The organism is uncultured Flavobacterium sp., assembly GCF_963974175.1.
Classification (GTDB): domain Bacteria; phylum Bacteroidota; class Bacteroidia; order Flavobacteriales; family Flavobacteriaceae; genus Flavobacterium.
Genome location: NZ_CAXBBR010000018.1, coordinates 21,090 through 34,127, shown reverse-complemented (window position 1 = coordinate 34,127; position 13,038 = coordinate 21,090). Strand labels below are relative to the sequence as shown.

The 13,038-nt window shown below is 32.4% G+C and carries 11 protein-coding genes; 9 read left to right on the top strand and 2 right to left on the bottom strand.

What is annotated here, in order from left to right; all coding sequences use genetic code 11:
• The first annotated feature begins 73 nt into the window (after positions 1-73).
• The 8 genes from AAC069_RS17140 (at position 74) to AAC069_RS17105 (ending at position 7,205) form a co-directional block, all read left to right on the top strand.
• Positions 74-631 carry a sugar O-acetyltransferase gene (locus tag AAC069_RS17140; protein WP_339921655.1) on the top strand — a complete coding sequence of 186 codons (558 nt, stop codon included), beginning with the start codon at positions 74-76 and terminating at the stop codon, positions 629-631.
• 3 nt (positions 632-634) lie between these two features.
• Positions 635-895 carry a hypothetical protein gene (locus tag AAC069_RS17135; RefSeq protein ID WP_339921653.1) on the top strand — a complete coding sequence of 87 codons (261 nt, stop codon included), beginning with the start codon at positions 635-637 and terminating at the stop codon, positions 893-895.
• Between the two features lies 1 nt (position 896).
• A complete protein-coding gene (locus AAC069_RS17130; protein ID WP_339921652.1) occupies positions 897-1,286 on the top strand; it encodes a VOC family protein in 390 nt (129 codons plus the stop codon).
• 273 nt (positions 1,287-1,559) lie between these two features.
• Entirely contained in the window at positions 1,560-2,168 is a 609-nt protein-coding gene (locus AAC069_RS17125) for an HPP family protein (RefSeq protein WP_339921651.1), read from the top strand.
• Between the two features lie 100 nt (positions 2,169-2,268).
• Complete coding sequence (locus AAC069_RS17120; protein WP_339921650.1) at positions 2,269-2,808, top strand: hypothetical protein; 540 nt, start codon at positions 2,269-2,271, stop codon at positions 2,806-2,808.
• A gap of 92 nt (positions 2,809-2,900) precedes the next feature.
• The gene (locus AAC069_RS17115) at positions 2,901-3,959 is read left to right on the top strand and encodes a nucleoid-associated protein (RefSeq protein ID WP_091087598.1); all 1,059 of its coding nucleotides are present in this window, start codon (positions 2,901-2,903) and stop codon (positions 3,957-3,959) included.
• 239 nt (positions 3,960-4,198) lie between these two features.
• A complete protein-coding gene (locus tag AAC069_RS17110; protein ID WP_339921649.1) occupies positions 4,199-4,441 on the top strand; it encodes a hypothetical protein in 243 nt (80 codons plus the stop codon).
• Positions 4,442-4,835: 394 nt separating this feature from the next.
• Positions 4,836-7,205: a GAF domain-containing protein gene (locus AAC069_RS17105; protein ID WP_339921648.1), complete on the top strand. Its 2,370-nt coding sequence runs from the start codon at positions 4,836-4,838 to the stop codon at positions 7,203-7,205.
• Here AAC069_RS17105 and AAC069_RS17100 read toward each other — a convergent pair.
• The gene (locus AAC069_RS17100; RefSeq protein ID WP_339921647.1) at positions 7,202-8,404 is read right to left on the bottom strand and encodes a Pycsar system effector family protein; all 1,203 of its coding nucleotides are present in this window, start codon (positions 8,402-8,404) and stop codon (positions 7,202-7,204) included. The two genes, AAC069_RS17105 and AAC069_RS17100, sit on opposite strands and share 4 nt — an antisense overlap.
• Positions 8,405-8,429: 25 nt before the next feature.
• Here AAC069_RS17100 and AAC069_RS17095 point away from each other — a divergent pair, with 25 nt between their 5' ends.
• Positions 8,430-12,158, top strand: coding sequence for a metallophosphoesterase (locus AAC069_RS17095; RefSeq protein ID WP_339921646.1), 3,729 nt, complete (start codon positions 8,430-8,432; stop codon positions 12,156-12,158).
• Here AAC069_RS17095 and AAC069_RS17090 read toward each other — a convergent pair.
• Positions 12,141-13,019 (bottom strand): hypothetical protein, encoded by an 879-nt coding sequence (locus AAC069_RS17090; protein ID WP_339921645.1) that lies wholly within the window; start codon positions 13,017-13,019, stop codon positions 12,141-12,143. The two genes, AAC069_RS17095 and AAC069_RS17090, sit on opposite strands and share 18 nt — an antisense overlap.
• Between the last annotated feature and the right edge of the window lie 19 nt (positions 13,020-13,038).

Sequence of the window (13,038 nt, the reverse complement as noted above, 5' to 3'; positions counted from 1 at the left end):
AGAGATTGTAACGAATAGCCCGACCGTAGCTTTTGCGAAGGGCATGCTCAAAATAATATTTAAAATAGCTAGAATGACAACCGAAAAAGAGAAAATGATTGCCGGAGAATATTATTTGGCCGGAGATGCGACCTTAGTAAAAGACCGACGACGCGCTAAAAACCTGCTCCATAGATTGAATGTTACCGAATATAGGGTAACAAAAAAAGCGCGAGATATTATCAAGGAACTGATTCCGAATGCGGGTGTGAACTTGTATATTGAGCCTCCCTTTCATTGTGATTATGGTTATAATATTAGTTGTGGCGAGAATGTGTATTTCAATGTCAACTGCGTGGTGCTGGACTGCGCCAAAGTAACGATTGGTTCCAATGTTTTTTTTGCACCAAATGTTCAATTGTATACTGCAACACATCCACTGGAGGCTGAACTTAGAAAAACGCTAGAAAGTGCTTTGCCAATAACCATTGGTGACGATTGCTGGATTGGCGGAAATACGGTGATTTGTCCTGGAATTACAATAGGGAAAGGATGCGTTATTGGAGCAGGCACTGTTGTAACAAAAGACATTCCCGATAATTCGTTGGCGGTGGGGAATCCTGCAAAAGTAATCAGGAAACTAAATCAATAAATTATGCCATACTTACTAGCAAAACTCACTAGTGTACCCATTACGAATATTATAGAGATCTTAGAAAAAGACAAAGAGTTCCATGCTTCGCAAGGAATGTATTTAGAAAATGTTTGGCAAAATGCAGATAACGATAAAGAAGTTTTATTTTTATTTAAAATTGATTCTATCGAAAAAACGAAAGTGCTAATTGACCAATTACACGCACAAGCTTTAGCGGAAAATCCCGAAGTTAATTTACCCACTATGACTTATTTACAATAAAATGCTAGAACTTAACAAAGTACATCACATCGCAATTATTTGTTCCGATTATCAAAAATCAAAACAATTTTACACCGAAATTTTAGGACTTACAATACTTCAAGAAATTTATAGAGAAGAACGGGATTCCTACAAACTCGATTTAGCCTTGAATGGCGAATATATTGTGGAACTTTTTTCGTTCCCTAATCCGTCTGAAAGATTGTCCCGTCCTGAAGCTTGCGGATTACGTCATTTGGCTTTTGAAGTAAATGATATTGAGCAGACGCGTGATTTTTTAGTCCAAAATAACATCTCTTCAGAAACAATCAGAATAGATGAATTTTCAGCCAAGCGTTTTTTCTTTATTGCAGATCCAGATGGACTTCCATTAGAATTTTACGAAATATAAACGAATTGTATTTCTAAAATCATAGTAGTCATAAACCTTTCATAAAAAATCCGGTTATGGATTCATATTAAGGTATTGTCTTTTTTTAATTCTTTAAGTTTGCTGCACTTAAAAAAAGCCTTTTAAAAAACTAAGGTTTATAATAAATCTTCAGATAAATAATACAGCTCGAATTAATAAAGATGTCTTAGCTCGCTTAAGAAAAATACAGCAAAGATGATTTACCCTTATTCGGTATACTCATATTCTGCCAGTCTCTCAAAATAAAAACTCATGCCAATAAAGAAAATTAAAAAAGGATATCGCAAAACAAGATACATCCTTTATAAGGAAACATTAATTGATTTTAAAGAACACTTCTGGGCTTTTGTCGGTTCGTTTATAGGTATTGGAAGTATTGCTTATTTTAACTCTCATAATTTCGCAGGATCTGATGCTGTTTTTCTGATTGGTTCTTTTGGTGCCTCGAGCGTGCTCATTTACGGTATTATTCAAAGTCCGTTTTCCCAACCAAAAAACCTCGTTGGAGGTCATCTTCTATCAGCAATTGTTGGTGTTACAGTACAACTTTTATTACCTGATATTATTTGGTTGACATCGGCTCTAGCTGTTTCTCTTTCGATTATACTAATGCAAATAACCAGAACGTTACATCCGCCTGGAGGCGCTACTGCATTGATAGCCGTAATTAGCTCTGATAAAATAAAAGATCTAGGCTACTGGTATGTATTGAGTCCAATACTTACTGGAGTACTTATTCTTTTGTTCGTTGCCTTAATAGTCAACAATCTGACTGAAAATCGCAGCTATCCTAGTAACAACAAATACCATAAAAAGTATCATACTTTTAGAAAACGCATTACTAAAAAGCTGCAGGCTTAGCAATTATACCATTATAGAAATCTTATCAACAAATCCTCTTTCTGAAAACTTAAATCTAAAATTAAATTTTACCTTTGACCATTCAATAAAAACAAAGATTATGGTTTACAAATTCAGGGTAATATTAGACGCAGAGGAAGATATATTTAGAGACATAGCAATACTTGCTGATGATACTCTAGAAGATTTACACAACGCCATCTTCAATTCCTTTGGTTTTGACGGTATGGAAGTGGCTTCGTTCTATACTTGTGATGAGACTTGGAACCAAGAAGATGAAATTTCGCTTTTTGACACAGGCGATGTTGTTGGAGAGCAAAAAACAATGAGCTCTTACCAATTATCAGATCTATTAGATGCTGAAAATACAAAAATCATTTATGTATATGATTTTATTAATATGTGGACATTCTTAGTTGAATTAGCTGCAGTTGAAGAGCAAGAAGCAGGAAATTTATATCCCGAAACTTTATTTTCTCATGGTGAAATGCCTGATGAGGCAATGGAAAAAAGCTTTGAAGCAGACAATGCTGATGATTATGCCAATGATTATGAAGACGGATTAGATGAAGATGATTTGGACATGTTTGGCGGAGACGACAGTTTTGAAGATTTTGGATCTGACGAAAACTGGAATTAGAATAGTAAAAAATAAGAATCAAGAGCCAAGATTAAAGACTTCTCTATTGTCTATAATCTTGGCTTTTTCATCTAAAAAATAAAACACACAAAATGATTAACTTATTCAACACTCACATCGAGACACTTTCTATTCATAGAGTAGGAAACAAAAGTCGTAACGAAGCTATCTTCTTATCAGAGCAACCTTTTAGTCTTCAAGATGAGATTGTGCCCCTTATAAAAGAGTTTTTCTTGAAACCTTTTAGAGAAAAAGAAGAAAACTATTTTCAGTTTGCGCATGAAGTTGATTTAGATTATAACGACATGTATAAATTTGCTTCAGCCATTTTTGAAAATCCGGCTAGTTTACATGAAAATTCAAAGAATATCACTAATCATTTATTCGAACAATCGAACCATCCTCATATTAAGAATGGAGAGGTATATGTTACATATCTAACAAACGTTAATATTGATAACAATGTCGTTGATGCCATAGGTATATTTAAAAGTGAGTTGCAAGCTGACTTTTTACAATTTGAAGAAAAAGGAACACATTTAGAGATGATCCTGCAACAAGGGATTAACTTAAGCAAATTAGATAAAGGATGTATCATTTTTAATCATAAAAAAGAAGAAGGATACAAAATATTGACTGTGGACAGCAACCGTTATGATGCGAGATACTGGTTAGAGCATTTCTTATCTGTTGATGCTTTTGAAGATGAAAACTTTATCACTAAAAAATACTTGAAGTTCTGTCAAAACTTTGCAAAAGATGTTGTTTTTCCTGCTGAAGACAAAAAAGAAGAAGTGATGTTCATGAACCGTTCTGTAAATTATTTTGCAAAAAATGATCAATTTGAAGAGACTAACTTTTTGAATGAAGTTTTGGACAATCCAGACCTAATTCCGGAATTTAAAAATTACAAGGTTGACAAAGGGGAAAAATATAGCATTGAAGATGTAACCTCATTCCCTATTGCTAATGCTGCAGTTACGGATGCTCGCAAATCAATAAAAAATGTAATCAACTTAGATACACACATTCAAATCAAAATGGATTTCATCAATCCAGAAAGTGCAGAGAAATATGTTGAAAAAGGTTGGGACGAAGAAAAACAGATGTATTACTATTTAGTTTATTTCAATAAAGAAGAAAAATCGTAAAGCTTTTTTTACTTCTGTAAATTTAAAAAAACCTCAATTACTACTAAGTAATTGAGGTTTTTTCTTAACACTCTAGTAACCAACTAATTCGCAACTTTATTATTAGCACATAAATATTTTAATATTTATAAGATATTTTTTACTTATTTTCATAAAACATGTATTTAATCGATTAAATTGTTTCTTTAATCGATTTTTTAATAGTTTTATAAGCCCAAATCTATCTAAACGCCACTAGTATGAGTACAGTCGAAATCAAAGAAAATTTTTTAAGTAAAAAATTATATTGTTTACTTTTTGGCCATAAAATAATTACTACGCGTGAAATTACTAATCATTTGAAGGAATATAAATGTACTGTATGTCAATTAGAACTAACAAATGATGAAAGCGGAAAAAAAACGTTTCTAACACCTGAATTAAAAGATATAAATAATACTCTAAAAAATTTTTATGTAAAGAAAAGTCTTCAGCATATTTAGAAGCCTTAATATTTTGATTAAATACTATTTCTTTAACCCTCTAAAAATCACAAAAGATGCTAATATTATTACTGACCCACTGTATTTTACTTATGAAGCAAAATCTAAAACGAAAAAAAGAGATCAAAATATGAAATCTTTATTTCCCGATTTTACTAATGTTCCTTACTAATGAACCAACGCTCAAGTTCAAAGTAAAATAAGCTGTAGACTTTATAGTCTTAGTTAGCAATGCAGAAAACTCCAGTTTATTTAGGCCATTTAGTAAAGCTTGTTCTAAACCTTAAAATATAAAACCTTCAATTACTCTAGTGGTTGGAGTTTTTTTTTATAAATTTACAGAGGTAAAAAAGCTCATTTACTAGTAATTTTGCCTTTTTAAATCCACTTCATAATGAACACCTTACTATTTAACGACAGCCCTTTTAAAACGCTGATTTCCTTTCATAAACTAATCGAATCATTGGAAGAAATAGCATTGTCAGATATTGATTATCGTTCTAATTATGCAAAGGCGGTGTTAAAAGAAATTGAACCAATACCTGAATTTAGAACTGGTATTGTCGACTTGTCTATAATTGAAAAGAACAAAACAATTATAAAATATTTACTAACTGATCTCTTCCCTACTCCATTAACAAATAATGAGATTAAAGCGGTTACTATTCCGTTTCAAAATTTGACTTTTAATTATTCTGAAAGATTCAAAAAAATATTAAATGACGCAGGAGAATTTGATCTTACCATTAGAGATTATAACGATGATCAATTTTATATACTAAGTTGTATCCTCATATTAAACTCCTATTATGGTCAGCAATTTGATCACAACAAGCCTCTATTCTACGACATCCCAAATTCAAACGGAATTCTAAATCATTACCGCATTCTCTACAATGCTGATTTCATAGAGATATACCCCACAGAAAAAGCAATTCCATTATCATCTGAAGATATTGATGAATTGATGGACAATTATAGTACTATCGGTTTATGGAAACAGAAATTCCCTTCAGAAAGTTGGATTCTAAAAGGTTTTGGAATAGTCACGCTTTATGACGCTACTAAGGAAAGTGCTATATCTAATTTAAAAAGTAATCTTTTAAAATCTGAAAAAGGGCAAAATGATATTAATAAGAATTCAGATACTATTTTTAAATCAATATTTAAAGTTCCTGATTTAAGAATGGGCCTCCTTATATATAATGAAGAAGAAGGCAAGTTTATAAAACCTCCCTTTAAAAACGGGGAACTAGAAAGCTTCATTCTACTAGATGAAAATGAAATTCCTTGCGAAAAAGCTTTTCTCGGATGCTCATTCAGCACACTTCTAGAAGATAAAAAACCATTTTCAATTTCAAATGTGGAGCATTTCTCTACTATCCCCGGTAATGAAAAGTTTGCTAAACATTTACTAGCTCAGGACATAAAAAGCTGTATTCTGGCACCGGTGATAAAAGATAATAAATTGCTAGGGATCATGGAACTCGTTTCATCCAAACCACGACAACTAAATAGTATTAATGCTAGCAATCTGGATCTAATACTGCCTTATATCGTAGATACTTTGGAACGATACAGCATCGATTTAGAGAACCAGTTAGAAGCCATCATTCAACGCGAATATACTGCAATACACTCTAGTGTTTACTGGAAATTTAGAAATGAGGCACAAAAATATTTTCAAACAAACACCTCTAATAAGGATTATATATTTAAAGAAATTGTTTTCAAAGAAGTGTATCCACTGTATGGTCAGATTGACATTAAAGGCTCCTCTGAACACCGAAACGCAACTGTAAAAGAAGATTTAAAAAATCAACTGAATGTATTATCTGCCATTTTTGAAAATTTAGAAGCAAATAGTGCACTTCCTCTACTGGAGCAACGAAAATTTGAAATGCAATCGTACGCTAAAGAATTGCAATTAGAATTAAAAGCAGATACAGAGCAACAGATTCAAAACTACATTCAAAAAGAAATACACCCCATTTTATCTAATTCAAAAATTGAGGGCGAATGTCAGTTATTAATAAATAGCTATTTTGAAGACTTAGATCCAAAAACAGGTTTGTTTTATCAAGCACGTAAAAAATTTGATGACGCAATGTCAATCATCAATAAAAAAATGGCTACGGTTCTAGACAAAGAACAGCTGGAAGCACAAAGTATATTTCCTCATTATTTCGAAAGGTTTAAAACCGATGGAGTCGAGCACAATCTCTATATTGGCGCCTCGATTGCTCCTTCAAAACCCTTTGATTTAATGTATCTGAATAATTTAAGATTATGGCAATTCCAAACTCTGTGCAAAATGGAGTTAGAACATCATCAGCTTAAATCAGCATTGCCTTATGAACTAGATGTAACTTCTTTGATTTTAGTGTTTAGTTCTCCTATTTCTATTCGTTTCAGAATGGATGAAAAACGTTTTGATGTTGACGGAACCTATAATGCCCGTTATGAAGTGGTAAAAAAACGTATTGATAAATCCAACATCAAAGGAACAACCGAAAGAATTACCCAAAAAGAGAAAATCACGATCGTGTACTCCCATAATTATGAGGAAACTGAATACTTGAAATATATCAAGTTCTTACAATTTAAAGGAATCCTTGAACCAACAATAGAGCAATTTGACGTCGAAGAATTACAAGGTGTTTCGGGGCTTAAAGCACTAAGAGTAAAAGTTTCAAATACTGTTGACCAAAACTCCCCTGACAAGAGATATACGTATCAGGAATTGCTTGATGAATTGAATTAAAGCCTCACGGAATTAAATGCTATTACAAAAGCGATAACTGAAATTATTATTCCAATCATAAAAATATTATAGGTAATCCTTAATAATCTATATTTTTTTTCGAGAACAACACCTAGAAAATACAAGTCTTTAATCATAGAGTTGTATAAATATGCATTGTCTTTCATCATCTCATTTACTGCCCATTCGTATTCGACTAAAGGCATTTTATAAAAATTTCCAAAAAACAGTAAATTCACTTTTTTATCTTCTATATCTTGTCTTGTAAAAGTTCCAGTTGTAACTTTGGGACGCGTTGAAAGTATAGCGAAAATTATCGATACCACACTAAACATCAACATTATAAAAGTTGGAACTATCAAATGAGCATTATTAGCATTGTCTAATTTTGGAATTAAAGAAGATAATGCAATCGAGATAATAATAGCGTTTACAGATAGTAATATATTGGCCTTACTATCTGCGATTCCGCTTAAACGAGTGTGATTACTTAGTGTTATTCTGAACAAAGTATCAACTCCACGATCTGGTTTTACTTTCTTATCTTCCTTTTTAGTTTTCTTTTTTTTAATTTTAGTTACTTCCAGTAAATCGCTACTATCGTTTTGCATATTTTGTATTTCTTGTTCAATTACTTTAATATTTTTTTCTTTTAGAGTCTGCCAATTTTCAATGGCATATTCAGTATAATATACATGACGCTGAGATAACATTCTCAAGTTTTCTTGAGCCCATTCTAAATCAGTATATTTTACTCTATTTGTACTTTCCCATTCCCTTCTTAGTAGATTGCATTTTATTGGATAATCTTCCTTTGTGAAATGAAAAAAATCAGCATCCTTAATTATTTTTTCAAGAAGAGATTGAGGAATATAATCGAAAATAGTTGCTTTTATAATACTAGAAACTTGTTGTATATATTCTTCTGATTTATCTTTTTCCTTTAAAAAATCAGAAACAATATCTATGCTATGATTTTCATGATTTTCGCATCCGTATATATATCCAGTATCGTGAAACCATGCTGCTACAAGTAATATTTCACTTTCCAGCGGGCTTAATTTCTCCTCTTTAGAAAGTTCTTGAACTGCAGTTACTACTTCTAAAGTATGGTTGCAATCATGATAGAAATATAAAACAGAAAGTTTATCTTTGAGTAATTTACAAACAAAATTTTCGGCTTCTTCTATAAGATTCATATGTAAATTTTTATACTACTAAATTATGAAATTGTTTTCGGATAATCGTTTCTACAAAAATAAAATATATCATTCTCTAGCTTTATTTTTAATATTATTACAGTCTTGTGCGACACATCATCCACAATTTGGAAATAAGATTGAAAATCCTGTGGCTGATAACGCAACCGACACTTCAAAAATTGCCCATACTTTCTTTTTAATTGGTGATGCGGGGAACGCTGACAAGGAAAATGCGAAAAACGTGTTAAACTCTCTTCATGAAAAGCTTGTTCTAGCTAATAAACAGAGTACACTTCTATTCCTAGGAGATAATATTTATCCAAAAGGAATGCCTCCAAAAGAAGATAAAATCGACTATGAAATCGCTCACAATAAGCTACAAAACCAATTAAAAATTTCAAAAAATTTCAAGGGTAAAACTATTTTTATCCCCGGAAATCACGACTGGTATAACGGAATAAAAGGATTAGAAAGACAAGAAGAAATAGTTACGAATTACTTTGATGATAAAAAATCATTCTCACCCAGAAAAGGCTGCCCTATTGATGATACGAAAATAAATGACAACCTAATTCTTTTTACGATTGACAGTCAATGGTTTCTTGAAGACTGGGATAAAACTCCAACACTAAATGATGATTGTTCGATTAAAAGTAGAGAAGCTTTTTTTGAAGAATTAGAAAGTATCTTAAATAAAAACAAAGATAAAACAGTCATTATGGCACTGCATCATCCATTGATGACCAATGGCAGTCATGGTGGGCAATTTTCTTTAAAAAAACAGATTTTCCCATTAGAACAAAAAATCCCTTTACCAGTTATAGGTTCCTTTATTAATTTATTGAGAAAAACCTCTGGAATTAGTCCTCAAGACATTCAAAATAAACAATATACTGCTTATGTAAAACGAATGAAAACCATTTTACAGAGCCAAGACAATGTAATTGTAGTTTCTGGTCATGACCATAATTTACAATATATTGACAATGATAATATCAAGCAAATTATAAGCGGTGCAGGATCTAAATCTGAGGCAGCAAGAGCAATAAATTCAAATGATTTCTCCTATGGGAAAAATGGTTATACTACATTAGAAACCTATAACAACGGAAAAACAATAGTTTCATTTTACGGTAGAGACAACAATCAAACTCAATTATTATTCAGAAAAACAGTACTTTATCCTAAAAAAGAAATTAAAGTTGATTATGTAAGTCAATTTCCTTCCACAAAAAAGACATCTATTTACACGTCTGAAATGATTGACAAAAGTGCTACTCATAATTTTATTTTTGGGACCCATTATAGAAAATATTATGGCACTTTGATAGAAGCACAAGTAGCGACACTAGACACGCTGTATGGTGGTCTATCACCTGAAAGAGCTGGCGGCGGACATCAATCTATTTCACTGAGACTTACTGACCCGGACGGTAAAGAATATGTAATGCGCGCTGTAAAGAAAAGTGTGGGACGCTTTTTGCAAAGTGTTGCTTTCAAAGATCAATATGTAGAACATGAATTTAAAAATACCTATGCTGAAAATTTCCTATATGATTTTTATACTACCGCACATCCTTATACGCCCTTGGCCGTTGGTAATTTAGCCGATGGAATTGGTGTTTTCCATACAAATCCTCAATTGTATTTTATCCCAAAACAAGAAGCATTAGGAGCTTTTAATGCTGATTTTGGGAATGAATTGTATTTAGTTGAAGAGCGTCCTTCCGAAAGTCAAAAAGACCTAGAGACCTTTGGAAAACCCGAAGATATAATTAGTACTGAAGATTTACTAGAGAACTTACACAAGGATGAAAAATATATCGTTGACGAAAACGAATACATAAAAGCGCGTTTATTTGATATGCTCATCGGTGACTGGGACAGACATTATGATCAATGGCGCTGGGCCGAATACAAAAAAGGCAATAAAGTTATTTATAAACCTATTCCTCGTGATAGAGATCAAGCTTTTTCTAAATATGATGGCGCCTTGCTTTCAATCCTAATGAATATTCCAGCACTTCGACATATGCAAACATTCAAGGATGATATTAAGAATGTTAAGTGGTTCAATAGAGAACCGTATCCCTTAGACCTTGCTTTTTTAAAAACTGCTACAGAAAAAGATTGGGTTGCACAGGCGAAGTACATTCAAGAAAACCTGTCTGACGAAACTATAGACCACGCTTTTGACAACTTACCTAAAGAAGTACAAGACGAGACAATAGACCAAATAAAGCAGAAACTAAAATTGAGAAGAGAACAGTTAGTAAAATATGCGAGCGAGTACAACCGTGTATTACAAAAAACGGATTTGATCGTTGGCACCAATAAAAAAGACAAATTTATAATTCATCATGTTGCTAAAAATAAAATTGAAGTTAGTGTTTATCGAATAAAAAAAGAGGGCGATGAACTACAGTATACTAAATTATCCAACGCTTCAAGAACTAAGAATATCTGGGTGTATGGCTTAGATGATGATGATGAATTTGAAGTTACAGGCAATAAAAAATCAAGTATAAACATTAGACTTATTGGTGGGCAGAACCATGATATCTATACCATTACAAATGGTCACAACACTAAAATCATTGATTTTAAATCAAAGGAAAACAGCTTTGCCATTGACTCAAAAACTAAAAAGTTCCTGACTGATGATTATGAGGCGAATCTTTATGATTATAAAAAACCAAAATACAATGCCTTTTCAGGTATGCCGACTATTGGTTTTAACCCTGATGACGGAATAAAACTTGGTATTATTGCAAACTACACGATCAATCATTTTAAACAAAATCCATACACTAGAAAACACACGCTAAAAGCTAATTATTATTTTGCAACTGAAGGTTTTGAATTACTATACAACCTCCATATTCCTAAAATAGCTGGGAATTGGGACTTTAATTTAGAATCCCAAATTACCAGCCCAAATTTTGCCATTAACTATTTTGGTTACGGAAACAACAGTCTAAATATAGAAGAGTTATACGGCATGGATTACAATAGAGTTCGCATTAGAATGTTCAAAATAGCACCACAAATTAAAAAAATAGGACTTTATGGAAGTACTATTCTTTTTCAGACTTCTCTTGAAAGTTTTGATGTAGAAAGCACTAGTAATCGTTTTGTAGCAATTCCAAACAGTGTACACCCCAGAGTTTTTGACAGTCAACAATTTGCTGGGGCAAGTATAAAATACAGTTATGAAAACTATGATAACCCTTCACTGCCGACCATGGGAATGGGTTTTTCAATAGGTGGAAGTTGGAAAATAAATCTTAACGATACAAAACGTAATTTCCCTGCTATCGAGTCTAAACTTAATTTTAACCATAAAATTGATTCGAACGGAAAACTTGTATTAGCTACCTTATTAAAAGGGAAAGCGATCTTGAACAATAATTATGACTTTTACCAGGGTGCAACTTTAGGTGGAGATTATGATTTAAGAGGTTTTAGAAACCAGCGTTTTCTAGGAAACCAATCCTTTTTTCAAAGCAGTGACATTCGATATTCAATTGGAAAAATCAAGAACAGTATCGTTCCTATGACCTATGGAGTCTTCGGTGGTTTTGATTATGGAAGAGTTTGGCTAGATGGAGAAACCTCAAATAAATGGCATCAATCCATGGGTGGCGGTATCTGGCTTAATGGTCTCAATAGCATAACGACAAGATTAACTTATTTTAAAAGTGCCGATGATGAAGGACGTATCACTTTTGGTTTAGGGCTGGGCTTCTAGTCTTTCTAAGGTAGTTTCATAAACAAAACCACCTATCTTTTTAGTCTTTTCGTCAGCAATCAATAATGTTGAATTGTCTTTAAAGCAAATGGCTTCTTTTTGCGAAAAATGATGAAGTTTAAGTTCACTTGCTTTTCCTGACAAGAAATCATCTGTAGTGAAATCTTTAAAAAGCCATACTTTACTATGACATAGAAGAACCACTCTAGATCCATCTGGACTTATGGCTGCACTCGTAATGGCATTGTTTTCAAAACTACCTCCAGTCTTAAATTCTCCAAGTAATTCTGCCTGATGATAACCAGCTATATTGGGAATTTTGTAGAGGAAGGTTGTACCATCAAATTTAGTACTTCTGTTTTTCGTAAAAAGATAAAAGTTATTCTTAAATTCAAAAAAAGATTCTACATCGTATAGAAGATCCTTCTTTTTTGGAGGATACTTTTTTTGTTCAGGATACTCAAATGAAATTTTATAAGAAGCATTTATCGTATTCTTTAGTAAAGAATCTTTAGCAATTTTATAAATACATAAATCTTTCCTGTTGTTCTCGTTGTTACCAAAATCCCCTATGTATAAATTCCCTTCGCTATCCCTAGTAATGTCTTCCCAATCGATATTTTTAGCATTCTGGATTGTGATACTTTTTTCCAATTCCCCCTTTGGGCTTAACCCATAAATTGCATTTGCATTACCGCTATCTTCAAGAACCCAAAGCAAGCTAGATTGAGTTGAATAAGCTATTCCTGAAACTTCTTTTAATTTGTTCGGTAGTGCGTAAAGCGATGTTATTAATTTTGAATCCTGTTTACAAGACAATAACAATATTGACAATAGCAGAATCGAAATTGGGTTTCTCATACTTTGAAGAATTATATAA

Coding starts and splice junctions, on each gene's coding strand:
- AAC069_RS17140 (WP_339921655.1), top strand. CDS start 74: ATGACAACCGAAAAAGAGAAAATGATTGCCGGAGAATATTATTTGGCC.
- AAC069_RS17135 (WP_339921653.1), top strand. CDS start 635: ATGCCATACTTACTAGCAAAACTCACTAGTGTACCCATTACGAATATT.
- AAC069_RS17130 (WP_339921652.1), top strand. CDS start 897: ATGCTAGAACTTAACAAAGTACATCACATCGCAATTATTTGTTCCGAT.
- AAC069_RS17125 (WP_339921651.1), top strand. CDS start 1,560: ATGCCAATAAAGAAAATTAAAAAAGGATATCGCAAAACAAGATACATC.
- AAC069_RS17120 (WP_339921650.1), top strand. CDS start 2,269: ATGGTTTACAAATTCAGGGTAATATTAGACGCAGAGGAAGATATATTT.
- AAC069_RS17115 (WP_091087598.1), top strand. CDS start 2,901: ATGATTAACTTATTCAACACTCACATCGAGACACTTTCTATTCATAGA.
- AAC069_RS17110 (WP_339921649.1), top strand. CDS start 4,199: ATGAGTACAGTCGAAATCAAAGAAAATTTTTTAAGTAAAAAATTATAT.
- AAC069_RS17105 (WP_339921648.1), top strand. CDS start 4,836: ATGAACACCTTACTATTTAACGACAGCCCTTTTAAAACGCTGATTTCC.
- AAC069_RS17100 (WP_339921647.1), bottom strand. CDS start 8,404: ATGAATCTTATAGAAGAAGCCGAAAATTTTGTTTGTAAATTACTCAAA.
- AAC069_RS17095 (WP_339921646.1), top strand. CDS start 8,430: ATGAAATTGTTTTCGGATAATCGTTTCTACAAAAATAAAATATATCAT.
- AAC069_RS17090 (WP_339921645.1), bottom strand. CDS start 13,019: ATGAGAAACCCAATTTCGATTCTGCTATTGTCAATATTGTTATTGTCT.